General features: G+C 62.5%; 20 protein-coding genes. 13 read left to right on the forward strand and 7 right to left on the reverse strand.

Translation table 11 applies throughout. The annotated features are described in order from the left end of the window. Window positions 1-36 precede the first annotated feature (36 nt). The 3 genes from cysS to ACZ500_RS01065 all read left to right on the forward strand — a co-directional run bounded on the left by cysS (window position 37) and on the right by ACZ500_RS01065 (window position 5,283). The gene (gene cysS / locus ACZ500_RS01055) at window positions 37-1,485 is read left to right on the forward strand and encodes a cysteine--tRNA ligase (RefSeq protein ID WP_464230684.1); all 1,449 of its coding nucleotides are present in this window, start codon (window positions 37-39) and stop codon (window positions 1,483-1,485) included. After that, a complete protein-coding gene (uvrB, locus tag ACZ500_RS01060) occupies window positions 1,478-3,472 on the forward strand; it encodes an excinuclease ABC subunit UvrB (RefSeq protein WP_464230685.1) in 1,995 nt (664 codons plus the stop codon). Before cysS ends, uvrB begins: the two co-directional genes overlap by 8 nt. A gap of 86 nt (window positions 3,473-3,558) precedes the next feature. Next, on the forward strand, window positions 3,559-5,283 hold the full coding sequence (locus ACZ500_RS01065; RefSeq protein ID WP_464230686.1) for a sensor histidine kinase: 1,725 nt from the start codon (window positions 3,559-3,561) through the stop codon (window positions 5,281-5,283). A gap of 68 nt (window positions 5,284-5,351) precedes the next feature. Here ACZ500_RS01065 and ACZ500_RS01070 read toward each other — a convergent pair whose 3' ends face one another. Beyond that, a complete protein-coding gene (locus tag ACZ500_RS01070) occupies window positions 5,352-5,978 on the reverse strand; it encodes a TIGR02444 family protein (protein WP_464230687.1) in 627 nt (208 codons plus the stop codon). 69 nt (window positions 5,979-6,047) lie between these two features. After that, window positions 6,048-6,554, reverse strand: coding sequence for a hypothetical protein (locus ACZ500_RS01075; RefSeq protein WP_464230688.1), 507 nt, complete (start codon window positions 6,552-6,554; stop codon window positions 6,048-6,050). 526 nt (window positions 6,555-7,080) lie between these two features. On the opposite strand from ACZ500_RS01075, the gene ACZ500_RS01080 reads away from it, so the two are divergent. The 6 genes from ACZ500_RS01080 to ACZ500_RS01105 all read left to right on the forward strand — a co-directional run bounded on the left by ACZ500_RS01080 (window position 7,081) and on the right by ACZ500_RS01105 (window position 13,232). Further along, window positions 7,081-7,401, forward strand: a complete 321-nt coding sequence (locus ACZ500_RS01080) for a hypothetical protein (RefSeq protein ID WP_464230689.1) — start codon at window positions 7,081-7,083, stop codon at window positions 7,399-7,401. Between the two features lie 32 nt (window positions 7,402-7,433). After that, window positions 7,434-7,865: a DUF120 domain-containing protein gene (locus ACZ500_RS01085; RefSeq protein ID WP_464230690.1), complete on the forward strand. Its 432-nt coding sequence runs from the start codon at window positions 7,434-7,436 to the stop codon at window positions 7,863-7,865. A gap of 27 nt (window positions 7,866-7,892) precedes the next feature. Beyond that, window positions 7,893-8,609, forward strand: a complete 717-nt coding sequence (locus tag ACZ500_RS01090; RefSeq protein WP_464230691.1) for an HAD family hydrolase — start codon at window positions 7,893-7,895, stop codon at window positions 8,607-8,609. Between the two features lie 158 nt (window positions 8,610-8,767). Continuing rightward, window positions 8,768-9,358, forward strand: coding sequence for a sigma-70 family RNA polymerase sigma factor (locus ACZ500_RS01095; RefSeq protein ID WP_464230692.1), 591 nt, complete (start codon window positions 8,768-8,770; stop codon window positions 9,356-9,358). After that, on the forward strand, window positions 9,355-10,317 hold the full coding sequence (locus tag ACZ500_RS01100; protein ID WP_464230693.1) for an anti-sigma factor family protein: 963 nt from the start codon (window positions 9,355-9,357) through the stop codon (window positions 10,315-10,317). The genes ACZ500_RS01095 and ACZ500_RS01100 overlap by 4 nt, the downstream gene beginning before the upstream one ends. A gap of 428 nt (window positions 10,318-10,745) precedes the next feature. Beyond that, window positions 10,746-13,232, forward strand: coding sequence for a VIT domain-containing protein (locus tag ACZ500_RS01105; RefSeq protein WP_464230694.1), 2,487 nt, complete (start codon window positions 10,746-10,748; stop codon window positions 13,230-13,232). Window positions 13,233-13,303: 71 nt separating this feature from the next. Here the strand turns inward: ACZ500_RS01105 and ACZ500_RS01110 are convergent, their stop codons facing one another. From ACZ500_RS01110 to ACZ500_RS01130, 5 genes are all read right to left on the reverse strand, one after another. Next, a complete protein-coding gene (locus ACZ500_RS01110; RefSeq protein ID WP_464230695.1) occupies window positions 13,304-14,056 on the reverse strand; it encodes an SIMPL domain-containing protein in 753 nt (250 codons plus the stop codon). Window positions 14,057-14,204: 148 nt separating this feature from the next. Continuing rightward, on the reverse strand, window positions 14,205-15,137 hold the full coding sequence (locus tag ACZ500_RS01115; protein WP_464230696.1) for a methylenetetrahydrofolate reductase: 933 nt from the start codon (window positions 15,135-15,137) through the stop codon (window positions 14,205-14,207). Beyond that, window positions 15,134-15,802, reverse strand: a complete 669-nt coding sequence (locus ACZ500_RS01120; RefSeq protein ID WP_464230697.1) for a methylenetetrahydrofolate reductase C-terminal domain-containing protein — start codon at window positions 15,800-15,802, stop codon at window positions 15,134-15,136. The genes ACZ500_RS01115 and ACZ500_RS01120 overlap by 4 nt, the downstream gene beginning before the upstream one ends. Before the next feature lie 21 nt (window positions 15,803-15,823). Continuing rightward, window positions 15,824-16,240: a hydrogenase iron-sulfur subunit gene (locus tag ACZ500_RS01125; RefSeq protein WP_464230698.1), complete on the reverse strand. Its 417-nt coding sequence runs from the start codon at window positions 16,238-16,240 to the stop codon at window positions 15,824-15,826. Between the two features lie 240 nt (window positions 16,241-16,480). Next, entirely contained in the window at window positions 16,481-19,213 is a 2,733-nt protein-coding gene (locus tag ACZ500_RS01130) for an FAD-dependent oxidoreductase (protein ID WP_464230699.1), read from the reverse strand. A 534-nt stretch (window positions 19,214-19,747) separates the two neighbouring features. Between ACZ500_RS01130 and ACZ500_RS01135 the strand changes: the two genes are divergently transcribed. The 4 genes from ACZ500_RS01135 to ppdK all read left to right on the forward strand — a co-directional run bounded on the left by ACZ500_RS01135 (window position 19,748) and on the right by ppdK (window position 23,568). Continuing rightward, on the forward strand, window positions 19,748-20,089 hold the full coding sequence (locus ACZ500_RS01135; protein ID WP_464230700.1) for an FmdB family zinc ribbon protein: 342 nt from the start codon (window positions 19,748-19,750) through the stop codon (window positions 20,087-20,089). An 83-nt stretch (window positions 20,090-20,172) separates the two neighbouring features. Then, window positions 20,173-20,502 carry a hypothetical protein gene (locus ACZ500_RS01140; protein ID WP_464230702.1) on the forward strand — a complete coding sequence of 110 codons (330 nt, stop codon included), beginning with the start codon at window positions 20,173-20,175 and terminating at the stop codon, window positions 20,500-20,502. A gap of 91 nt (window positions 20,503-20,593) precedes the next feature. Then, window positions 20,594-20,776, forward strand: coding sequence for a hypothetical protein (locus ACZ500_RS01145; protein WP_464230704.1), 183 nt, complete (start codon window positions 20,594-20,596; stop codon window positions 20,774-20,776). After that, window positions 20,773-23,568: a pyruvate, phosphate dikinase gene (gene ppdK, locus ACZ500_RS01150; RefSeq protein ID WP_464230705.1), complete on the forward strand. Its 2,796-nt coding sequence runs from the start codon at window positions 20,773-20,775 to the stop codon at window positions 23,566-23,568. The genes ACZ500_RS01145 and ppdK overlap by 4 nt, the downstream gene beginning before the upstream one ends. Window positions 23,569-23,688: the final 120 nt, after the last annotated feature.

Here is a 23,688-nt window from a genome sequence, read left to right on the forward strand (position 1 = left end):
CCCTCGGGCGTAAATCGTTCGTGAAGGAGAAAATCGTTGACATTACAGCTCTACAATACCGCGACGCGGAGAAAAGAAACCTTTACGCCCCGTGAGACCGGCAAGGTCGGCCTGTATGTGTGCGGGGTCACGGTCTACGATCTTTGCCACATCGGCCATGCCCGGTCTGCGATCGTGTTCGATGTGCTCGTGCGCTATCTCCGGGCGAAAGGCCTGGAGGTGACCTATGTCCGTAATTTCACCGACGTGGATGACAAGATCATCGATCGGGCCGCCCAGATCGGGGAGGAACCGGCCATCCTGGCCCAGCGGTTCATCGATGCCTTCTATGAGGACATGGGTCTGCTCGGCGTCTTGAAGGCCGACATCGAACCCCGCGCCACCGAGCATGTCGACGGGATGATCGCGATGATCGAGGCCCTCCTGCAAAAAGGGCTGGCCTACGCGGTCGACGGGGATGTCTTCTACTCGGTCGAGGCGTTTCGGGGCTACGGCGCGCTTTCGGGACGGAAACTGGAGGACATGAAGGCCGGCAGCCGCATTGCCGTGGACGAGAAGAAGAGGCACCCGATGGATTTCGCCCTCTGGAAAAGCGCCAAACCCGGCGAGCCCCAGTGGTCCAGTCCCTGGGGGCCGGGTCGGCCGGGCTGGCACCTCGAGTGTTCGGTGATGAGCAACCGCTACCTTGGGGCGTCTTTCGACATCCACGGCGGGGGCCGCGATCTGCTGTTTCCCCACCACGAAAACGAGCGGGCTCAGTCCATCGGCGCGAACGGCGGGGAGTTCGCCCGCTTCTGGGTGCACAACGGTTTCGTGACGGTCGAAGGGGAAAAGATGTCGAAATCCCTGGGCAACTTCCTGACTATCCGCGATGCGGTCGGGCTGTACCACCCGCAGGTCTTGAGGCTGTTCCTGTTGTCCAAGCATTACCGGAGCCCTCTCGATTTCAGCAAGGGCGCGGTCCTGGGTCAGCAGTCCGGCCTGGTCCGCATTTACCGGACCTTGAAGCGCCTGGAAGAGGAGGTGGGGCACCCCGCGTCTCTGCCCGATTTCAAGGTCCTGGCGGAGGGGCAGAATGATGATACGACCTTTGTGGGTGCGTTCGTGCGCGCCATGGAGGACGATCTGAACACGGCTGGGGCGATCGGGATCCTCTTCGAGAAGGTGCGGGACCTCAACCGCATCCTGGATGCCGACCCGGCGGAGAACCGATTTGAAGAGCTGCAGACGGCCCGCGGGGAGCTGTTGGCGGCCGCCTCCGTGCTGGGGCTGCTCGAGACGCCGCCGGATGTCTTTTTCGAGGAGATGACCGGCAGGGAGCCGACCGTTGACCGGGCCGAGGTCGATGCATTGGTCGAGGAGCGTATGCAGGCCAGGACGGCCAAGGATTGGGCGAAGGCCGACAGGATCCGTGACCAGTTGAAGGAGATGGGGGTCGTCCTCGAAGACGGGCCCGGCGGAACGACCTGGAGGCTGGATGTTTGAAATCGTCACGGAACTCTCTCCCTGCGGCGATCAGCCCCAGGCGATCGATGAGCTCGCGGGGGGGCTGGAGGAGGGGCTGACCCACCAGGTCCTTCTGGGGGTGACGGGTTCCGGAAAGACGTTTAGCATCGCGCAGGTGATCGAGCGCGTGCAGAAGACGACCCTCGTCATTGCCCCGAACAAGACGCTGGCCGGTCAGCTTTATGGCGAACTCAAGCATCTTTTCCCCCGTAACGCGGTCGAGTATTTCGTCAGCTATTACGATTATTACCAACCCGAGGCCTACATCCCCCAGTCCGACACCTACATCCAGAAAGACTCGCACATCAACGATCAGATCGACAAGATGCGCCACGCCGCCACACGATCGCTCCTCGACCGGGACGACGTCATCATCGTGGCGAGCGTCTCCTGTATCTACGGCCTGGGGTCGCCCGAGGCCTACCAGGACATGCTGCTTTATGTCGAGCGGGGAGCGGAGTTCTCCCGGGAGGCGGCGGTCAGGAAACTGGTGGAGATCCAGTACGAACGGGGGGATCTCGATTTTTACCGGGGCCGCTTCCGCGCCCGGGGCGATGTGCTGGACATCTATCCGGTTCACGAAGAGGAGCGGGCCGTCCGGATCTGCTTTTTCGGCGACGAGGTGGAGGCGATCCAGGAGATCGACCCCTTGACGGGAAAGACCCTCGGCAGCATGAACCGCGTCACGGTTTACCCGGCCAGTCATTATGTCACCAGCGTCGAGATCCGCGAGAGGGCCATCGAGGCGATCAAGGTGGAGTTGGAGGAGCGGATCGCCGCATTCCGGGAGCAGGGCAAGCTCCTGGAGGCCCAGCGGATCGAGGAGCGGACCCGGTTCGACCTCGAGATGATGATCGAGATGGGATACTGCCACGGGATCGAAAACTACTCCCGCCATCTGACGGGCCGCTCGGCCGGCGACCCTCCCCCCACGCTCCTCGATTATTTCCCCAGGGATTTCCTGGTGGTCATCGACGAAAGCCACATCACGGTCCCGCAGTTGAGAGGTATGTTCAAAGGGGACCGCTCCCGGAAGGAGACCCTGGTGGAGTACGGTTTCAGGCTGCCCTCGGCGGTGGACAACCGGCCGCTCCGGTTCGAGGAGTTCGAACGCAAGGTCAAGCAGGTCATCTATGTCTCGGCGACGCCCGGACCCTATGAACTGGCGAAGGCGGAGCGGGTGGCGGAGCAGATCATACGACCGACCGGGCTGATGGACCCCGAGATCGAGGTGCGCCCGGCTGCCGAGCAGGTGGATGACCTGCTGGCGCGGATCCGGGAGCGGGTGCAGCAGAGCGATCGCGTGCTGGTGACGACCCTCACCAAGAAGATGGCCGAGGACCTGACGGACTATCTGGCGGACCTCGGGGTGCGGGTTCGTTACATGCACTCGGATATCAAGACGATCGAACGGATGGAGATCATCCGTGACCTCAGGCTGGGGGTGTTCGATGTACTGGTCGGGATCAACCTCCTCCGTGAGGGGCTCGATCTGCCGGAGGTGTCCCTGGTGGCGATTCTGGATGCCGACAAGGAAGGGTTCCTGCGCTCCGAGCGTTCACTGATCCAGACCTGCGGGCGGGCGGCGCGCAACGTCAACGGCAAGGTCATCCTCTACGCCGACACCGTCACCGAATCCATGGCGCGCGCGATCGAGGAGAGCACACGCCGGCGTGAGATCCAGGAGGCCTATAACCGGGAGCATCACATCACGCCGACCACGATCCGGAAAAACATCGACCAAGGCCTCTGGAGCGAGGCCGAAGCGGATTACTACACGGTTCCCACCGTCGCGGATGCAGCCGCCCCGTTCCGTTCGCCGGACGAGATCGAAAGGGAGATCCAGGAGTTGACGGACAAAATGATGGCCGCGGCGCAGGATCTCGCATTCGAAGAGGCGGCGGGGTTCCGCGACCGCATCCGCGCCCTGGAGCAGCAGGCCATGGCGCTGATGGACGCAGCCTGAAGGCGGAGGGCCTTTTCCGGGCGACCGGCCTGGGCCGAGACGGGGTCCCGATCGGCCGCTCCACGTAAGCGGGAGGTAAGCATCCCATGAAGGCGTTCAGCGAAAGCGGTAAGCTCGATTACCATTCACTGGTGATCAACCGCATCCTGACGACCGTGCTGGTATCGGTCATTCCGATGGTCCTGGCTGCCGGCGTCATGTTCTACCAGTTCAGGACGTCCTATCAGGAAAAGGTGCGGGCGCACCTGACGACACTGATGAAGAAACACAAGGAGAGGATCGACACCTTCCTGAACGAGCGGTTGGGGAACATCCGGTTTCTCTCGCAGCAGTGCATGATCGAGTCGTCGAACAATCGGAATTTCATGGAGGAGACCCTGGCGGCTCTTCAGAGGGATATCGGACCGATTTACGTCGACTTGGGCCTGGTGGACGCTCGGGGGATGCAGGTGGCCTACGCCGGACCTTACCGGCTCGGAGGGGCTCATTACGCGGAGGCCGAATGGTTCAGGCAGGCCATGCAGAAAAATGACGTGATCAGCGATGTTTTTCTGGGGCTGCGCGGGCTTCCGCATTTTATCGTGGCGGTCAAGAAGAGCTGGGAGGAAAAGGACTGGGTCCTCCGGGCCACGATCGATTTCGGCGCCTTCAACACCCTGGTGGAGAATATCCGGATCGGCGAGACCGGGTTTGCGTTCATCCTGAACCGGGAGGGGCAGTTTCAGACCAAACCGCTTTACGAGGTTGCGGCGGCGAGCGGCCCCTACATGGAGATGCTCTCAGCGGAGGTGCGGGAGGACGAGGTCCAGATCCTGGAGATGAAGGACGACTACGGGCAGGAGAACCTTTACGCGGGTGCCTTTTTGAAGGGGGGCGATTGGCTCCTGGTTTATCAGCAGCGGACGTCCGAGGCCTTTGCCGACATCCGTCGCACGCTGAATGTTGCGGCGATCATCGTTCTGCTCGGGGCGCTGGCCTCGATCACGCTTGCTGTGGTCCGGGTCAAAACCATGGCTCGGCGTCTCGAAGAGGCGGAGCACGAAAAGGAAATGATGAACGAGCAGATTGTCGAAGCGGGTAAACTGGCCTCCGTCGGAGAGCTCGCGGCCGGGATCGCCCATGAGATCAACAACCCGGTGGCCATTATGGCCGAGGAGGCGGGCTGGATCGAGGACCTGCTGGAGGATGTCCCTCCCGACCTCGAAAATCTGCCCGAGATCCAGCGCGCCCTGAAGCAGATCCGAACGCAGGGGAAACGCTGCAAAGAGATCACCCACAAACTACTCAGTTTTGCGCGCCGGACCGATTCGACGGTCCGCGAGATCGATTTGAGAGAGATTGTCGAGGAGATCGTCGAGATCTCGGCGCAGCGCGCCCGGTACAGCAACGCCACGATCGACACCGAGATCGACGGGGACCTGCCCCGTATCCAGGCCTCCCCGACGGAGATCCAGCAGGTCTTCCTGAACCTGATCAACAACGCCCTGGACGCCATGGAAAAGACCGGAGGCCGGATCGACATCACCGGGCGAAGAGATGGGGAGGACATCCTCTTCGAGATCGCCGACACGGGCTCCGGGATCCCGGAGGCGAATTTGAACAAGATCTTCGACCCCTTCTTCACCACCAAGAAGGTAGGCAAAGGTACGGGGCTCGGGTTGTCCATCTGCTATGGGATCATCCGCAAGATGGGCGGAGAGATCAGCGTGCAGAGCAGGGTCAACGAGGGGACCCGCTTTACGATCCGCATCCCCGTCTTGGCACGGGTGGAAGAGAGCAAGCGGGGGAACGGTTTTCGAAGAGGGATGTGAACCGTCGTTCCGGATGCCGCATACGTGGACAAGTCACGGTGTGGATGGACTGGAAGCCGAGAGCGGATCTATAAATGAGGGTCTGCAGGGGCTGCTGGCTTTGAAAGGTGCGCATCGATCAGAGTGGCGAGCGCATCGGCGTCCAGTTCAGGGAAACAGACACGGATCAGAACGCCGATGGGCGGCTTCAGGTCGGCCGGGATGGTGGAGGGTGGGGGATTGCCGGCCGCCCGGCACGATGCCTCGAGATGCAGAAAAAGGTACCGGGTCAGGTTTTCGAGGGCATTGGCCGCACGCACCCTTTCAGCAGCTGCGGCGTTGCTTTCGAAGGGCGCCAGCGCGGCGATTTGCAGCTGCTCCGTGTGTTCGGCCTCCAGTTCGGCAGCGATCAGCGCCCGGCGCAGGGGTTCCGTCAACTCTACCGGGAAATCGCCGAAGCGGGGTTTGAGCTTCCCGCGGGCGGCCCATATGGGGCGGACGATTTCGTTCTGCCAGGCGCTCACCCCCTCCACGATCCGCTCCAGATCCTCTTCGGGGATGCGACTGCCGCCTGCGGCGCCCCTCCAGCAGCAGTAAAAGAGGATGTTGACGTCGAGGGCATGGCCGATCTGCATGGCCAGGCAGGCCTCGTGCACGCCGGCATGGCGGTGCACCCGGATCGAAAAATCCCAGAAGGGGTGCTCGGGAAAATTCATCAGGTCTCCTTTTCCGGGTGGATGCCGACGGTTCGAGGCGCGTCGGCTTCTGAGGGTTGGACGGGATTCTCAATGCCTCCGGGAGGGAGAAGGCGCATCCACGGGTTTTTCCTGAGGCGGTTCGGGCGTCAGGATCTCGTAGGCCACTCCGAGCCTGCGGGCGAGTTGCATGAAGGAGCCCGGCAGCGGCACCTCCCGATCTTTCAGCAGCAGGTTCGAGGCATCGGCCCGCGCGAGGACCTCCCCGCTGTCCACGCCTTCGTGGTTGTCGCAGAAAAACTGGATCCGAAGGGCGTCGGTCAGCGGGATGCGCATCTCCGGCATGCTTGCGGCAAAGAGGTGCAGCTCAGCCGTAATGCGCGGTTCCTGTTCTTTTCTGAAGGCCGTGAAGGCGGGGTTCGGGTTGGGCGTTCCGAAAAGCTCGTTGATCATAGCCCCGCACAGTTTGACCGTGAAATCCATGGGTTGAAGAGGATGCCGTTCGATTTGCCGGTCTCTCATATTTTTATAGATGATCGCTTTGATGATCTCGACACCTTCCCTCAGCGTGGCCACCAATCCCGGTTCGATTTCCATGTTCGACTCCTTCCGGGAATCAGTTTTTTCGATTCAGGCGCCCTTTGTCAATGGATTTTCATGGATGCCGACCCGAATGTGAGGATGCGGGATCTCTTCGGATCTGTGATAGGATGGGCCCCGGAAGAAGAGCCATCCCCCCTGGCGTGCATCGCTCCGCCGAATGGCTGCAAGGGCCGGGAAAATCGGTCGGTGGCTTCTGATCCGTGCATCTGCACGAGAAGGCCTGGATGGGAATCGGATGGGCCGGAGGGCGCGTCTTGCCCGCGGCGCCGATTTCTGTTATCGAGCGAAAGAGGCTTGGAACAGGTCCGTGTTGAAATCGATGGGCAGACTGAATCTTGAGGGCGAGCCCGAAGCGCCGTCTCCCGGTGTCTGGCGGGATACCCGAAAAGGAGTCGGGACGGCGTCGGGATGGTGAAAGAGGGGCCTTTCGGGATAGGCGGAAAGACTCGAATCGATCGCCGGCCGGCTCCGCCGGCCCGCAGCTGCAGCCGGGGACGGCTGTCTGGAAAAAGGAGGAAGAATGGAGCTTTGCTTACAGATCTATGAATTTGCGGCCTCGGCCGGCGCGCTCGAGGGGTATGTCTACCGGCGGCAGGGCCTCGACGTGAAGTCCCTGGAGAACTGGATCGGCCACCTGGTGGCGGCCTATGGGCTCCTGCCGCCCGAGGAACGGCAGGCGCTCCAGCCTTCGATCGACCAGACGTTCGGCCGCACGGTCCGTTCTCTGGAGGCCCTGCCAGGTGTCGAGGCGGAGCGTCTGGCCTCTGTCCTGCGGACGGTTGTGAAGGGTTCGCTGCCGGCTTCCCCAGATGATTTCCAGAAGCAGAAGTGGTTTGAATAGGGTGTTTCATTTTTTATTTCGAAGGGGCGGCGATGCTTGAATCATGGACGCTGGCCGGTAAGATCGTGAGCGGCGTCGGCCAAGCGGCTTTTTTCACCCAGCTCGCGTGGGTGCAGGAGCAGTGTGAGGCCAGGGTGGGTTTCCGGCCTTATCCCGGTACCCTGAATATAGAACCGGACAGCGAGAGCGAGGCGCTTTTGGTCTCGATTCTGAAGGCGGAGGCGATCATTCTGGAGCCGCCGGACCCTCAATTCTGTGTCGGACGGGTTCTGCCTGCGTCCATCGGGGGGATCGAAGGGGCATTGATCATACCGGAGGAGCGCGTGAACGTACATGGGGCGCGGATCCTCGAGATCATGGCGCCGGTTGGCATCAAAGACGCTTTGGGGTTGAATGACGGAGACCGGGTTGCGTTAACGGTCCGGACCCGGCGGGATGAGGATGCGGCGGATGCAGCCGGATAAGAAGCACGCTCCGGGGGAGGTGGGCGGGTGAACGAGGACCACTTTACCGAGGCCGTGGAGGCGGTGGCCTTCGATCTGGACGGGACCTTGATCGATTCCATCGGCACCTATTTCACCATCGTCAATCAGGCCTTTCCGTCGGTCGGTCTGCCACCCGTTTCGAGGGAGGCCTTGCTGGAGGCCATGCGCTACGGTGGGTTTGATTGGGAAAAGGTCCTCCCGATGGACTTCGGGGTTCGGAAAGAGGCGGTCATCGAAACGGCGCGGCGGGCGATCTTGGCGATTTACCCCGAGATCTTCCGGCGTGAGACGCGCATGATTCCAGGGGCCGCCGAGATCTTGCGCGAGGTGGCGCGGATGGGTTACCGGATCGGATTGGTGACCGCCACCCAACGGATCTTTCTCTCCGACAAGCTCCATGCGCTGCGGATGGCGGACGCGGAGAAGCTGCTGGAGGTGACGATCACGACCGATGACGCGGAGCGTCAGAAGCCGGCGCCCGATCCCCTGATCGCCTGCGCACGGAGGCTGCGGGTCGAAACCGGCAGCATGGTTTACGTCGGGGATTCCCGGGTCGATATACAGGCCGGCAAGGCCGCCGGCAGCCTGACGGTCGGCGTTCTGTCCGGCGTGGAGGATCGCGAGGCGCTTGTCGCCGAGGAGGCGGATTTTATCCTTGAAAGCGTCGGGGAACTCCTGCCGCTTCTGGACATGTGGCGGCGAGGCTCCATCAGGCGATCATAAGGGAAAAAGTCGTTTTCGATTTCTGAGACGCGCGCACCAGCCCACTTCCTGACCTTTCGAAGCTGACCGGTGCGTTTCCATTTTAACAGCGCCCCCCCCTTGGACGGGAACTTTTTCGTGCCTGGACGGTCTAACGGATTGGGGGGGCGGGAGGCGGCGTGGACGGGCGGAGACAGGACAGCTTAGAGGTGCAGGCGGCCCTGAGGGGGGACAAGAAGGCCTTCGAAGCCCTTGTGATCCGCTATATGGACCGCATATACAACGCCTGTTACCGCTTGATGGGGGATGGCGACGAGGCGCGAGACTGCGCCCAGGAGACGTTCGTCAAGGCCTTCCGTTCCCTCAAGGCCTTTCGCTTCGACGCGGCCTTCGGGACCTGGCTTTACGCCATCGCCGTCAACACCTGTCGAAACCGTCTGCAGTCGGCGGCGTATCGTGCAAAACGCAGGACGGTTTCCCTGGGTGCGGGTGGAAACGGGGATTCGCCGGACTGCATCGCTGAACTCGAGGATCGGGGGCTGTCGCCATTGGAACAGCTGAGCCGGAAGGAGGGGGAGCGACTTCTCCAGCGCGCCATTGCCGCCTTGCCCGAGATGGCCCGGACGCTTGTCGTGCTGCGGGACATCGAGGGCCTGAGCTACGAGGAGGTGGCGCAGGCAACCGGGCTGGAGCTCGGGACGGTCAAGTCGGGGCTCGCGCGGGCGCGGGCGAGGCTCCGCAGCAATCTCAAGGGGGAGGCAATGGGATGAGGTGTCGGGAGATCCAGGAGCTATTGTCTCTCTATGTGGATCACGAGTTGGATGCCGAGAGGGAATCGACGGTCGAGGAGCACCTCCGGGGATGCCCGGCCTGCCGCGAGGCCCTGCGGGAACTCGAACTCTGCCTGCAGGCGATGCGGGATCTCCCGCGGCAGGAGGCGCCTCCCGGCTTCGTTGAAGGGGTTGCGGGCCATCTGAACCAAGGCGGCCGCTGGAGGCGTATATTCGAAGCTTTTTGGCAGCCGCTGCGTTTCAAGATGCACCTGGAGGTGGCGGGCGTCCTGGCGACGGCGGTCGTGGTGGTCATCGCCTATCAGCTTTTCTGGGGGCAGAGGGATACGGCCCTGTCCCCTCTTCGAGAGGTCGTGGTGGCGCCCGAGATGGCGCACGAGCGGACTTTCAAGGTCGCCGAAGCCCCCAAAGCGGACCGTGCCGGACAGATCGACGATGCCGCCCCGCTCCTGCGCCTCCGGGTGGTGAGAGTGGAGCCGGGCGGCTCCGCAGCCCCCGAGACTGGGGAAGCCGGCGTCGATGGGCGCGCGGATGCCGAGGCGGACCGTTTCGGCGGTGCGCCGCAACCCGGAGATTCGGTTGCGGTTCTCGAGCCGCCCGCCAGGCTGTCAGAGGTGCGCGAGGCGGCGCCGGCCCTTTCTCGGGCCGCCCCGGAGGAGCAATACGAATCGCCGGGAGAGAAACCCGACCGTGCCTCCGAAGCGCTCCTTTCCGCGATCGAATCGGCGATCCTCAATGCGGGCGGGACGTTGATCGGGGCCGGCCCCGGCCCGGCCCGGCCCGAATCGCGCGTGGTTTCCTTCAGCGTGCCCGCCGGGCGATATGATGCGCTCGTTCGCGAGCTGCATCACCTGGGCCGGTTGGAAATCCAGGAACCGATGGATATCGGGCGCGGGATGGATCAGACCTTGCTATTGGAACTCCTCGTACACCCTTGAGCCGCCGGTGCATCGCACCGAAGGTCCGACCTCATCTCCAGAGACTTCGTTTGCTCAGTCCCGCCCTGTTATGATGGCCCCCGGTTTTGCTTTCGGCTGCACCCGATCGGCCCCTTCCCTTCGGCAGGGTTTCGGAGTGTCTGCGGGCTTCCTCAGTGGCTTCGCACGCTGTCATTCGGGCGGGTCTCCCGGCCGCCCGGGATCGAGAAAATCAAGCCCTTTCGCCGGGGCGGGACGCAGGCGGTTTCCAGGGCGCAGGTTCAGGTCGACACCGGGATCGGCTCGAGAGGCTGTTACGGGATCCTGCCGCCGGACGATTCCTTCCGGATAGACGCATCCCTGTCGAAAAAAAATGCGGGAACTTTTCGGTAGCTGTGCTGTCAAACTGGATAAAGGACCATAAAACCCGAAAAAAGAGGAGGACAGCCATGAGGAAAAGCAGCGGTTCGATGTCGAAGAGCAGGGTCTTGGGTGCGGGGGGCTGCTCTGTTTGTCGTTGGGTGGTCGTGTTGATGCTTTTTACGGGGGCGGCGCTCGCCGCCGGGGGATTCCCGCCGCCGAGGGCCTGCGGGGCTGCGGAGGGCGGGGATGATGCGGATCGAAGCCTCTCCCCCTATTTTGTCGTCACGAACGGGGAGCCGGGGGTGGATGCCCTGCCGCTCAAGGAGACCAGGGCGGATGTCGATATCGCCGGGGTCATTGCAGACGTCCGTGTGACGCAGCGCTACCGGAACGAAGGGCGGCGGGCGATCGAGGCCCTGTATGTTTTTCCGGGTTCGACGCGATCCGCGGTCTACGCCATGAAGATGACCATCGGGGAACGCGTCATCGAGGCGCGGATCGAGGAGCGCGAGGCCGCGCGCAGGGAATACGAGCAGGCCCGCGACGAGGGCCGGACGGCCTCCCTGCTCGAGCAGCACCGTCCCAACGTCTTTCAGATGAATGTCGCGAATATCCTGCCGGGAGACGAGATCCGGGTCGAGATGTCGTATACGGAGATTCTGGTCCCGGAAGACCGGGTGTACAGCTTCGTCTATCCGACCGTGGTCGGTCCGCGGTATCAGAGTCCGTCCGAGGCGCAGGGCACGGACGCGGACCGGTGGGTCCAGAACCCCTATCTCCATGAGGGGGAGCCGGCGCCCTACGATTTCGATATCCGGGTTGCCCTGAACGCGGGTATGCCGATCCGCGAGGCGGTCTGTGGCACCCATCGGGTGGACATCCGGTACGACTCGGATGCGCGGGCCTTCATCCGGCTCCATGACACCGAACGGAGGGGCGGGGACCGCGACTTCGTGCTCCGCTATCGGCTTGCCGGCGATGCCGTCCACTCCGGGCTTCTGCTCTACGAGGGCCCGGACGAGAAATTCTTCCTCCTGATGGCGCAGCCCCCTGAAAGGACGGTGCTTGCGGAGGTGCCGCCGCGGGAGTTCATCTTCGTCGTGGACGTCTCGGGGTCGATGCACGGCTTTCCGCTGGACGTCTCCAAACGGATGCTCCGAGAGCTGATCTCCGGACTGCGGCCGAGCGACTGCTTCAACGTCCTGCTCTTTGCGGGCGGCTCCATGGTCCTGGCGGAAAGATCCCTCCCGGCCACCCTTGAAAACATCCAAAAGGCCATCGCCCGGATCGAAGAAGAGCGCGGAGGAGGGGGAACCGAACTCCTGCCGGCCCTGGAGCGCGCCATGGCCCTGCCTCGTTCCGATGGATTTTCGAGGTCGATCCTCCTGGTGACCGACGGCTACGTGAGCGCGGAACCCGAGGCCTTCGATCTGGTGCGGCGGCGCCTCGGGGAGGCCAACCTCTTTGTCTTCGGCATCGGATCGAGCGTCAACCGGCACCTGGTGGATGGGCTCGCCCGGGTCGGCATGGGCGAACCGTTCGTCGTGCTACGGGAAAGCGAGGCCGCGGAGACGGCCGCCCGCTTCCGGAGGCTCGTCCAGTGGCCGGTGATGACGCACCTGCGCATGGCTTTCCCCGGGTTCGACGCCTATGACATAGAGCCTCCGGCGATCCCGGACCTGATGGCGGACCGCCCCATCGTCGTGGTCGGCAAGTGGCGCGGGGCGGCCAAAGGGGCGGTGACCCTCGAGGGGTTGACGGGCGCGGGAAAGCCCTATCAGGCCAGGATCCCTGTAGAAAAGGCGGGGGCGGTGACATCGTGCAAGGCCCTGCGTTACCTGTGGGCCCGGCAGCGGGTGGCCCTCCTCTCCGATTACAACCGTCTCCAGCCATCGGATGCGCGGATCGAGGAGGTGACCGAACTCGGCCTCCGTTACCATCTGCTGACGGCGTACACCTCCTTTGTGGCCGTGGATTCGATCGTAAGGGAAGCAACCGGGGAGCGGACGACGGTCAAACAGCCTCTGCCTCTGCCGGCGGGCGTATCGGATCTGGCTGTCGGCGGCATGGGCCCGATGGGGTCGGCCAAGATGATGACCGTGGCCCGTCCGGCGGCCGCCCCGCAGGAGGCGCGTGAAGAGGCCGGCCCCGGGGTTGCGGGTGCACCGGACAAGAATGAAGCGGCGGAGGACAGGGCCGATGAGGCCGTCGAACCCTCAACCGGCGGCGAAGGAGAGCCCGAAGGGCGGCCCCGATGGGCAATCGGACCGATCACGGTGTCGGGTGCGCTTGAAGAGGCCGAGGTGCGCCGAGTGGTGGCGGAGCGGCTCGAGGCGTGGGCCGACTGCCTGGATGGAAAAGGGGTTGCGACCCGTAAGGGGGACCTTGTCACGATCCGATTCCGCATCGATCCGTCCGGGCGGGTGAAAGACGTATCCTGGAGTGGGCTGTCAGGGGAGACGGAGGCGTTCCGCCGCTGCCTCGAACGGGCGGTGGAGGCCTGCCGCTTCGCGGCGCGGCCGGGCGGGGAGGCGCTGGAGGTTGTGGTCATCCTCGAACGGATGAACGGATAAACGACAAACAGGCCGAACGAGTGGAGTCGGCTGCCTGCGGCGCAAATTTCAGGGCCCGCAGGCGGCCGGTTTTATCTTTTGATGGCGTACTGGATCGTCACGACGGCCTTGACGCTCTTTTCGATGGAACTGGTGTCGTACATCCCGTAGCTGGAGATCTCGGTCGAGTGGACCGGAGTGACCTGAAAGACGCCCTGGGAGGCCGACTTCAGGTCGCCGACGTGGATCCCGCTGCTCCCGGCGAACTGTTCGGCCCTGAGACGGGCGTTGGAGGTGGCCTCGCCCAGGAGATCGATCTTGATCCGGTCGAACTCGGAGGTGTAGAACTCGGGCGGGAACGAGGTGAACACGATCCCCTCGCTGATGAGAGATGTGGCGTCCTTCGAGAGCTGCGCCACCTTCCGGACATCCGGGGAGTTGACGCTCAGGGACTGCTCGAGGATGTAGCCGGCGATCTCGTGGGTCTGGTAACCCTTTTCGTTCTGCCGGTACTGCGTCATGGTGTTGACGGAAGACAGCTCGATCTGCCCGGGTTCGAGCCCGTTTTGGAGCAGATAGCCGCGCGCCCGTTCCATGTCCTTCGAAAGGGTCTCGTAGCATGCCCTCAGATCCTCGCCCCTGGCGGTGACCTGCCCCTTCCAGACGGCGATGTCCGAGGTGACCCGCCGTTCGGCGAACCCCTTGACGGTGATCGTTTCGTTCGAGCGCTTCAACCGCTCCAGGGTCGTGGTCACCACGAAGGCCGTGGCGATCATGCCAAGGGCCAGCGACAGACCGAGCAGCAGCAGGCCGGTGCGATCGTGACTGCGAAGGATGTCGTTCATCCGGGAGGCCTCCGTGCAAAGAGGTTGAACCGGCGCGTGAGGGCAGGCGCGGCGCGATGAAGGGCAAGAAAACCCGATCTTCGAAAACCCCCGGGGAGGCCGTCAATAATCCCGCCTCCCCGGGGGTTTGATTCCGGTCGGGTGAGGCTTAAACCTGAGGCCGCGGCAGCATGCCGGCCCTTTCGGCGATTTCGGGCACGCGGTGCTCCCACTCGATCGCCATCAGGTGCACGCCCGCGACGCCTTCCATCTGTTTGAACTCTTCGATCTGCTCGAGGGCGAAAAGGATGCCCTCCTCGGCGACCTTCCCTTTGCCGGCGCCGCGCAGGCGCTTGAGCAGGGAGTCGGGGACATCCATGCCGGGGACCTGTTTCGCCATGTACGTCGCCATACCGACGCTCTTCATCGGGGTGACGCCGGCCAGGATGTAGCACTTCTCGTGCAGGCCCATGTCGACCACCTGCTTCATGAAGGCGCGGAACTTGTCCATGTTGTAGATGCACTGCGTCTGGATGAAATCCGCTCCGGCGGCGATCTTCTTGGCGAGCCGGTAGACCCGGAACTCGAAGGGGTCGGCGAAGGGGTTGGAGGCCGCTCCGATAAAGAGCTTCGGGGCTACATCGACGTCCTGGCCGTTCAGGAACTTGCCGTCGTCCCGCATGGTCTTGACCAGGTTGATCAGCTGCATGGAATCGATGTCGAAGACGTTCTTCGATTCGGGATGGTTGCCGAACTTCTGGTGGTCCCCGGACAGGCAGAGCATGTTGCGGATCCCGTGGCTGTAAACGCCCAGAATGTCGCTCTGCATGGCGAGCCGGTTGCGATCGCGGCAGACCATCTGGAAGTTCGGTTCGATCCCTTCCTGCAGCAGGATCAGCGACGCGGCCCAGCTGGACATCCGCACGACCGCGGTCTGGTTGTCGGTGACGTTGACGGCGTCGACGACGCCCTTCAGATGATGGGCCTTTTCCTTCAGGTGCTCGACGTTGGCCCCCATGGGAGGTCCACACTCACCGGTAAAGGCGAAATGGCCCGCTTTCAGTACCTTTTCAAGATTGCTGCCTGATTTGTATTCGCTCATCTTACCAGCTCCTCCCTGAACAGTTTTCGCGGGCCTCCGTCCCGGGCCGTGGTCCAACTCTTGGGCGGTCTGAATTGGAGGAGGTCTTCAAGACGCCCCTGAGCCATCAGTTTTCGGACGATGATATCCCACACACAGTCGACATCTTTGGCGATCTCGCACTTGCCTTTGGCGGACCCGCCGCAGGGGCCGTTCATCAGGCTCTTGGAACAGCGGGCGATCGGACAGATCCCGCCGAAGAAATGGATGACGCAGGTGCCGCAGCCGGCGCAGCGCTCTTCCCAGATGCCATGCTGGACCGCGCCCCCCATGAACCGCGTGTTGACCCCGGGGAAGATCCGCTTTTCGGGGTAGCGCTCCGAGAGGAACTGAGGCCCGACGCCGCACGCGAGGGAGACCACGCCGTCATAACCCTCGATCATGTCTTTGACTTCTTCGATGTATTCCGGATCGCACTGGCGCTCGAGCGTGTGCTCGCCGACCTGGATCCGGCGTCCTGCTTTGGCGGCGGCGATTCTGAGCGCGGAGGCCAGGATGCCCACCTCTTTCGAGCCTCCGACGTTGCAGACCGTGACACAGCCTTTGCACCCGATGACCAGGACCCTGCTGCAGTCCTTGACCATCTCGACCACTTCTTTGATGGGTTTTGGTTCAGCGACTATCATTACTCGTACCTCGCAGAGTATCTAGGGTTTCACGCGTACTGGGTTGGGACCGAGCTCCTTGATCCGGTTCAGCATCTCGTGGGCGACGTCTACGAAGCGGCGCCCCCTGCCGGCGGAGAGATTGAAGATCTCGATACGTTCCGGCTCCATCTCCAGTTCCTCCAGCACCTTCTTGACGTGGGCGACCCGCTTGGCCGCCTGCGAGATGCCTGAGATGTATTGGCAGCTGTCCGCCTGGCAACCGGCGACATAGACACCGTCCGCGCCTTCCTCGAAGGGCTTGAGCAGGTGCAGGATCTCGAGCCTTCCGGTGCACGGGACCTGAACGACCTTGACGTTGTCAGGCATGGTCAGCGACATGCTTTCCGCGACAGTGGCGGCCGCTGAGGCGCAGTTCGAACAACAAAAAGCGATGATTTGGGGTTCAAAATCAGTCATTGCAGCATCTCCTTATAAACACCTGGTGTCATTGACCTCGCTTGAGCAGGACACCGGTTAGTTCGTTTCCTTCCGAAAAGGGTCTTTTTGCCCAATCTCTGCGTCAATCTGCGCGCTTGCTTGTGCGGTGTACCATCCGCATGCCTCCGCGCAGACGCTCGATTTCCTCGATCTTGGCCAAAAATCCCCGTTTCCGGCCCGGAAACTGTTTCGTGTCCGAAGCTTCATTTCCTTATGAATCTAATTCGTTTCCATAAGGATGGAAGGCGCCTGGTTCAGCATCTGATCGGAGACGCCGGGCATTACGATGGCTTTGCCGGGGCATTCCGCGACGCACATACCGCAGCCTTGACACAACGCGGGATCGATGTAGGCGGCTCCGCGATCGTGATCGATATAAGGCACATGGAACGGACAGGTCCGCACACAGGTGCAGCAGACGGCGCATTTCTCGGGCTGCACCTCGGCTACGAGCGCCGCCGCCTGGACCGTTTCCTGCTTCAGGATCTCCAGGGCCCGGCCTGCAGCGGCCTTGGCCTGGGCGATACTGGCAAGGGTGTCTTTGGGGTAGTGGGCCAGACCCGCCTGATAGATGCCCTTGATCGTCGTATCGGAGGGCCTCATCTTTTCGGGCGATTCGGCGAGGAAGCCGTCCGGATCCAGGCCGACCCGGAAAAGCGCCGGCAGGGCGGTGTTGTTGGGGGCCGTAATGGCTGTCTGAAGCGAGACGAAGTCCGCCGGGAGCGCCAGCACCTTGCCGAGGATCGGATCGAGGACCCTCACCGTGAGCCTCCCGTCGTCGGCCGTGACCGAAGGTTTGTTTTCGAGGTCGTAGCGGATGAAGATCACGCCCTTTTGGCGGGCCGTCCGATAGAGCTCTTCCCGTTCGCCGAAGGTCCGCATCTCCCGGTAAAGGATGTAGACATCCATATTCGGGTTCCGGTCCTTGAGATCGATGGCGGTCCGCACGGAGAAGGCGCAGCAGAGGTTGCTGCAGTGGGGCCGATCCGGTTCCCTGGACCCTACGCACTGGATGAAGACGGCCGAGGCGGCCGATTCGATCGTTTTCGGATCCTGCAGGAGTTTCGTGCTGAACTCGTTCCAGAGATAGACGCGATCGCTCCGGCCGTAAAGGTACTCCTTGGCCGGGACCGGGTCGCCGCCCGTCGTGAGGACCGTCACGCCGTGGGCGAGCGGCAGGGATTTGCCTCCCTGCTCCAGGGTGCTCAGGAACTGGCCGGCGAATCCGCGGCTCTCCTTGACCGTGGCGTCGGTCAGGACCGTGATGAGGTCGCTCTTCTGTACGGAGGCGAGCAGGTCTTTCAGATACGCCTGCACGTCATAACCCTGCCAGGTGGATCGAACGTGGAGCGCGTGCCCGCCGAGAGCGGCTTCCTTCTCGACCAGCGTCACCGGGAAGCCTTCCCGTGCGATCGCCAGGGCGCTCTCCATACCGGCCAGACCGCCGCCGACAACCAGGGCCTGCTTGGTCACCGGCACTTCCCGTACAGGGGTGGGGCTGCTGAGGGCGGCGCGGGCGACCCCCATGCGCAGGCGGTCGTTCAGCTGGGTGTCGGCCGCGATGTCGAGCACCCGCAGGTCGACCATCTCGAACAGAGCGGGGTTCAAACCGCACCGTCTGAGGGCTTCCTCCAGCAGGGCCTTGTGGATCAGCGGCGTGCAGCTGGTGAATACCAAACGGTTGGCGCCGGTTGACTGGATCGCCTGGACGAGCTGATCGAGGATGCCGCCCTCCATGCCGACGACGGAAGCCACCTTCGGGAGTTTGGAGGCGAAGGCCTCGATGCGTTTGCCGATCCCGGCATCCATGCCGGGGCAGAGATGGTAGGCGACCAGGACCTTGGGCTCCGCATCGGGAGCGGACACCGCCTGGGGGTAGATGACGGGGGCTGCGAGCGCCACCGGGTCGAGGACCGCGGCGATCTCGGAGGCCACGGCGTTGGCCTGGGTGATGGATTGGCCGATGTCCAGGGGTCCGGAAAGACCGCCGCAGGTAAAAACACCCGGAAGGCTGGTGCCGACCGGCTTGAAGGGGGGGGTGGCCAGGAAACGGTCGGGGCTCAGTTGCAGCCCCATCTTTTCGGCCAGGGCGATGGCGTCCGCCGCGGGCTTGAGCCCCACCGAAAGGACGACCATGCTGAAGGTCTCTTCATGGAGTGCACCGGCTTCGTCGGCGTAGGTGAGCTTCAGGTCGTCGCTTTGGGGCAGCGCGTCGACCGTGTGGATCCGGCTGCGGACGAGGCGGATGCCGCGGGCCTTGGCATCGTTCAGATAGGTCTCGAAGCCCTTGCCGTGCGTGCGCATATCCATGTAGAAGATCACGGGCTCGACGCCTTCGTCGACGTCGACGCTGTTGACGGCCTCCTTGAGGGCGTACATGCAGCAGACCGAGGAGCAGTAAGGGGCGTCGCAGCGGTTGATATCCCGGGAACCGACACACTGCAGCCAGGCGATCTTCTGCGGGGATTGTCCGTCCGAAGGCCTCTTGACGATGCCCTTCCCCGGGCCGGTCGGCTTCTGCAGTTGCTCGTACTCCACGCTGGTGACGACGTTCGGGAAGCGGTGATAGGCGTAAGTATCGTGCTGGGAGGGGTCGAAGGCCTCGATGCCGGCCGCGAGGACCACGGCGCCCGCTTCGAGCTGTTTGGCGACGCCGCCCTGTTCGACACTCACGGCGAACCGGCCCAGTTCGCCGGTTATCCCGGTGACCTGTGCGTCGGTTAGCACGTCGATGTTGGGGTTTTGCTGGCAGGCGGCGATCTTGGGATTCAACTTGCAGCATGCGCAGAGGGGGTAGATCCGGTGCAGATTGGGGATCATCCCGCCCAGGGTTGCCGTACGTTCGACTACGTGGACACCATATCCTGCGTCAGCAAGGGAAAGGGCGGCCTGTATTCCCGCGATGCCGCCCCCGATAACCGCTACAGAGCCCTTGGGTTTATTTTGACTCATGACATTCTTTCTCCTGCTTCTCAGCGTTGAAGTGTTGTTTCGAGAGGTTTGTCTCGAAGTCGGTGAAATCATGTAACTTGACGCGAACGAGCGGTTCTCCCCTTCGCGCAAACCCGCCAGCCCCTTCGGAAGCGCGGAGAAAACGGCAGGCCTTCTCGAGTCCGCGATTGGTTCGAAAGGGCATAAGATACCCATTTGAGGCATTATGCCACTTGTGAAAATCGTTACATGCCATAAGGGCTGGGAGGTGTCAAGGGAAATATGTCCTCCGGCGAGGCGCTCCGGGGCCGCGGCCGGGTTGGGTAATCGCTTGATAATCGGCCGGGAATCTGATAGAAAATTCCCATCCGGAAAGGGTCTTTCTGGCTGGTCTCGGCGCCTGGCTGCCCGTTTGCTTGTACGGCGGCCTGCAGGCCGCCGTACAAGCAAACGGTTGAGCCCCTTGACATTGGCCAAAAATCCTCGCTTCCGGATTGGAAACCGGGTCGTACTGGATAATCATTTCAGGACAGATATGCGTTAGGATGGTGAGACGTGCCTATATATGAGTACGAATGCAAACAATGCGCCAGGACCTTTCAGGCGCTGATCATGAAAAAGGAGGACGAAGAGGCCCTTTCATGTCCCGGCTGCGGGGGGAATCAATGGAAGCGTCTCATTTCACGCGTCTGTTTTCATGTTTCGGAGCAGGATCGGCTCTCGTCTTTCGACCCGTCGGCCCGCAGGGATGACAGCTTCTACAAGGATTCGCGCAACATCGGCCTCGAAGCCAAAAAGAGGGCCCAGACGATGGGCGTCGATCTCGGGGGGGGCTTCGAGGAGAAGCTCGAAAAGCTTCGGAGCGATCCGGGAAGCGTCATCCGGGATTCGGAATAAGGGCGGCGGATGGAGTTCGGAATCTCGACGAGCGCCCTGCCGCTGGTCCGCTCGGGCCGGGATCGCGGGGATGGAGCGAGGTCATGATGAAGCGGAAGCCAGGGGACGTCGTCCTTGTCTATTACCAGGATGCACCGGCGATCTATGCCCGCATCGAGGCGGTCGAGCCCGATGTGAAGGCGGGGTGGTGCCAGGTGACGCTGCTGTTTTTGAGCGTACCGAGTCAAGTTGTCCGGTGGATCCTGCGCGAGTCCTACGTGGACGGGGAGTCTTTTACCATGGGAGGCCAGGCCGTGCGCCTCGAGGAGGTCAAGGCCACTCCCGCGGCGACGGGGCCGGAGGCCCCTACTGAGGATAGCGGGGAGGGGCGGAAGGGCTCCGCCCGTGTCATCCCGTTCAAAAAGCCTTCTTGATCGAAGGGGGGCGGTTTTGCTCGAGGGCCCCAGCCAAACAAAGAGGCTGCGGTCCGAGTTTATTCACCGGTGGAGATCGGAGCGGCCGAAAATGGGAAAATGGGAGATGTTCATCATTCGGCTCGTGCTGGCCGTGGGGATCGCCATCCTCATCGGCCGTTTTTTCTTGCAGGGCCATTCTTTCTGGTGGACACTGCTGCTGGCAGGTGTTCTGCTGGGATTGGCCTATTTACAGGAGTTTTTCAGGTTGCGCGACAGAAGGGGGAACCCATGACCACGAAAAAATTCGTCTACGCGTTTGAGGAGGGGGATGGCAAGAACAAGAAACTCCTGGGCGGCAAAGGGGCCAATCTCTGCGACATGACGCAGATCGGCCTCCCGGTTCCGCCCGGATTCGTCATTACGACGGAGGCCTGCCTCGCCTATCTGGCCCAGAAGAAGAAGGGGCTCGACGCGGAGTTGATGGGCCAGATCAAGGGGGCGATGGCGGATCTCGAACAGAAGACCGGCAAGCGCTTCGGGGACCCCAAGAACCCCCTGCTGGTTTCCGTCCGCTCCGGTGCTGCGATCTCCATGCCCGGGATGATGGACACCATCCTCAATCTCGGGCTGAACAAGGAGACCCTGCCCGGGCTCATCGAGCAGACGCAGAACGAGCGTTTTGTCTACGATGCCTACCGGCGTGTGATCCAGCTCTTCAGTTCGGTCGGACTGGGGCTCGGCGACGAGCCCTTTGACGATGTCTTCGATGATGTCAAGAAAAAATACAAGGCGGCCCAGGACGTCGATCTGGATGCCAAGGGCCTGCGGGAGATCTGTGACCGCTTTATGCAGGTCGTGCAGCAAAAGACCGGGACCCCCTTCCCGCAGGATCCCTATGTCCAGCTGGAGATGGCGGTCGAGGCTGTCTTCCGATCCTGGATGGGGAAGCGCGCCGTCGATTACCGCAGGGAGTTCGGGATCACCACCGAGATGGCCAGCGGGACGGCGGTGAACATCTGCACCATGGTCTTCGGAAACATGGGCAACGACTGCGCGACCGGCGTGGCCTTCACCCGCAACCCCGCCACCGGCGAAAACCGCCTCTACGGTGAATACATGATCAACGCGCAGGGTGAGGATGTGGTCGCCGGCATCCGCACCCCGAAGCCGATCCGTGAACTGCGCCCGGAGATGCCCGAGGTCTACCAGGAGCTCGAGAAGCTCCGGCACACCCTGGAGAAACGCTATCGAGAGGTCCAGGATTTCGAGTTCACGATCGAGAAGAGCAAGCTGTACTGCCTGCAGACCCGGAACGGCAAAATGAACGCCGCGGCCTTTATCAAGACCTCCATCGACATGGTGAACGAGGGGCTGATCACCGAAGACCAGGCCATCCTGCGGATCAAACCCGACATGCTGGCACAGCTTCTCTATCCGCGCCTTGACCCGGAGGCGAAGGTGGAGATCCTGACGACCGGTCTGCCGGCCTCTCCCGGCGCCGCCTGGGGCAAGATCGTCTTTGACGCGGACCGCGCAGAGAGCAAATCCAAGCTTGGGGAGAAGGTCATCCTCGTCCGCGAGGAGACCAAACCCGATGACATCCATGGGTTTTTCGCCGCCCAGGGGATCCTGACGAGCCGCGGCGGAAAAACCAGCCACGCCGCCGTGGTCGCCCGCTCCATGGGCAAACCGTGCGTGTCGGGCTGTGAGAATATGACGATCAGCTATGCCACGCGCGAGGCGGTGATCGCGGGCGTCCCGCTGCGGGAAGGCGATGTCCTGACGATCGACGGCACGACCGGGAATGTTTTCCAGGGGAGGGTCCCGACGATCGAACCGGAGTTCGTCGAGGACCTCCTCGTGCTACTCGAGTGGGCGGACGAGATCAGTGAATTGGATGTGATGGCGAATGCCGACACCCCCGAGGCGGTGAAAAAGGCCAAAAAATATGGGGCCATGGGCATCGGCCTGTGCCGTACGGAACGGATGTTCAACCAGCCGGACCGTCTGCCGATTGTCCAGGAGATGATCCTGGCTGAGAGCACCGACGAGCGGCAGGCCTCGATCAACCGTCTGCTGCCTATCCAGCGCGAGGATTTCAAGGAGATCTTCCGCATCATGAACGGCTATCCGGTGACGATTCGGCTGCTGGACCCGCCGATCCATGAGTTCCTGCCCTCCGCCGACGAACTGATCCAGGAGATCACCCACCTGCGCGAGCTGCGCAAGACCATCGAAGGAATGGCGACTCTCCCGGACACCCTCAGGATGCTGGATCCGCAGCTGCACGAACGGTATTCGGCCAATCTCGAGGCGATTACGCTCGGCCTGGAGGAACTCAAGAACAAACACCTGGCGGAGACCCTGATCGAGGCCAAGGAAGTGGTTTTGAGGAAGGTACGGGCCCTGGCCGAGACCAACCCGATGCTGGGGCACCGCGGGGTCCGTCTGGGCATCACCTATCCGGAGATCTACTCCATGCAGATCCGGGCCATCCTGGAGGCCGCCGCCGAGCACATCAAGAGCGGCGGGCGGATCAGCCCTGAGATCATGGTCCCGCAGGTCTGTACGCTGGAGGAGCTCAAGTGGGTGCATCGTTACGTCAGCCAGATCCACAAGGAGGTGGAGAAGAAGTTCAGGATCGACGTCCCGTTCCACTTCGGCACCATGATCGAGGTGGTGCGGGCCTGCATGCGCGCGGGGCGGATTGCGGAACTGGCGGAGTTCATGTCTTTCGGAACCAACGATCTGACCCAGGCGACCTTTTCTTTCTCGCGGGAGGACGCCGAGAACAAGTTCCTGCCGCTCTACAAGGAGCATGAGATTCTGCAGCACAACCCCTTCGAGGTCCTGGATATCAAGGGCGTCGGCCGGCTGATGATGATCACCATGGAGTGGGCCCGCAAGACGCGCCCGGATATGAAGGTCGGCATCTGCGGCGAGCAGGGCGGACATCCGGATGCCATCCGCTTTTGCCATTATATCAAGATGAGCTATGTGTCGTGTTCCCCGCCGCGGGTGCCCATCGCACGGCTGGCCGCGGCGCATGCCAAACTGACGGAAGCGGAATTCTCCCTCGTTTAGGCGTACCGGGATGCTTTGGATAGCGGCTTAAAAGGGCCGCCGGTTTTCCCCCGATTGAACGGCGGGGATCCGGCGGCCTTTTGCATGGGCTTATTTCATGGTTCGGCGAAGAGGCTTGTT

This window comes from Desulfatiglans parachlorophenolica (assembly GCF_055394735.1).

Bases quoted from the DNA above. Each gene is read 5' to 3' on its own strand.
- uvrB (WP_464230685.1), top strand. From the start codon at position 1,478: ATGTTTGAAATCGTCACGGAACTCTCTCCCTGCGGCGATCAGCCCCAG.
- ACZ500_RS01065 (WP_464230686.1), top strand. From the start codon at position 3,559: ATGAAGGCGTTCAGCGAAAGCGGTAAGCTCGATTACCATTCACTGGTG.
- ACZ500_RS01070 (WP_464230687.1), bottom strand. From the start codon at position 5,978: ATGAATTTTCCCGAGCACCCCTTCTGGGATTTTTCGATCCGGGTGCAC.
- ACZ500_RS01075 (WP_464230688.1), bottom strand. From the start codon at position 6,554: ATGGAAATCGAACCGGGATTGGTGGCCACGCTGAGGGAAGGTGTCGAG.
- ACZ500_RS01080 (WP_464230689.1), top strand. From the start codon at position 7,081: ATGGAGCTTTGCTTACAGATCTATGAATTTGCGGCCTCGGCCGGCGCG.
- ACZ500_RS01085 (WP_464230690.1), top strand. From the start codon at position 7,434: ATGCTTGAATCATGGACGCTGGCCGGTAAGATCGTGAGCGGCGTCGGC.
- ACZ500_RS01100 (WP_464230693.1), top strand. From the start codon at position 9,355: ATGAGGTGTCGGGAGATCCAGGAGCTATTGTCTCTCTATGTGGATCAC.
- ACZ500_RS01105 (WP_464230694.1), top strand. From the start codon at position 10,746: ATGAGGAAAAGCAGCGGTTCGATGTCGAAGAGCAGGGTCTTGGGTGCG.
- ACZ500_RS01110 (WP_464230695.1), bottom strand. From the start codon at position 14,056: ATGAACGACATCCTTCGCAGTCACGATCGCACCGGCCTGCTGCTGCTC.
- ACZ500_RS01115 (WP_464230696.1), bottom strand. From the start codon at position 15,137: ATGAGCGAATACAAATCAGGCAGCAATCTTGAAAAGGTACTGAAAGCG.
- ACZ500_RS01120 (WP_464230697.1), bottom strand. From the start codon at position 15,802: ATGATAGTCGCTGAACCAAAACCCATCAAAGAAGTGGTCGAGATGGTC.
- ACZ500_RS01125 (WP_464230698.1), bottom strand. From the start codon at position 16,240: ATGACTGATTTTGAACCCCAAATCATCGCTTTTTGTTGTTCGAACTGC.
- ACZ500_RS01130 (WP_464230699.1), bottom strand. From the start codon at position 19,213: ATGAGTCAAAATAAACCCAAGGGCTCTGTAGCGGTTATCGGGGGCGGC.
- ACZ500_RS01140 (WP_464230702.1), top strand. From the start codon at position 20,173: ATGATGAAGCGGAAGCCAGGGGACGTCGTCCTTGTCTATTACCAGGAT.
- ACZ500_RS01145 (WP_464230704.1), top strand. From the start codon at position 20,594: ATGGGAAAATGGGAGATGTTCATCATTCGGCTCGTGCTGGCCGTGGGG.
- ppdK (WP_464230705.1), top strand. From the start codon at position 20,773: ATGACCACGAAAAAATTCGTCTACGCGTTTGAGGAGGGGGATGGCAAG.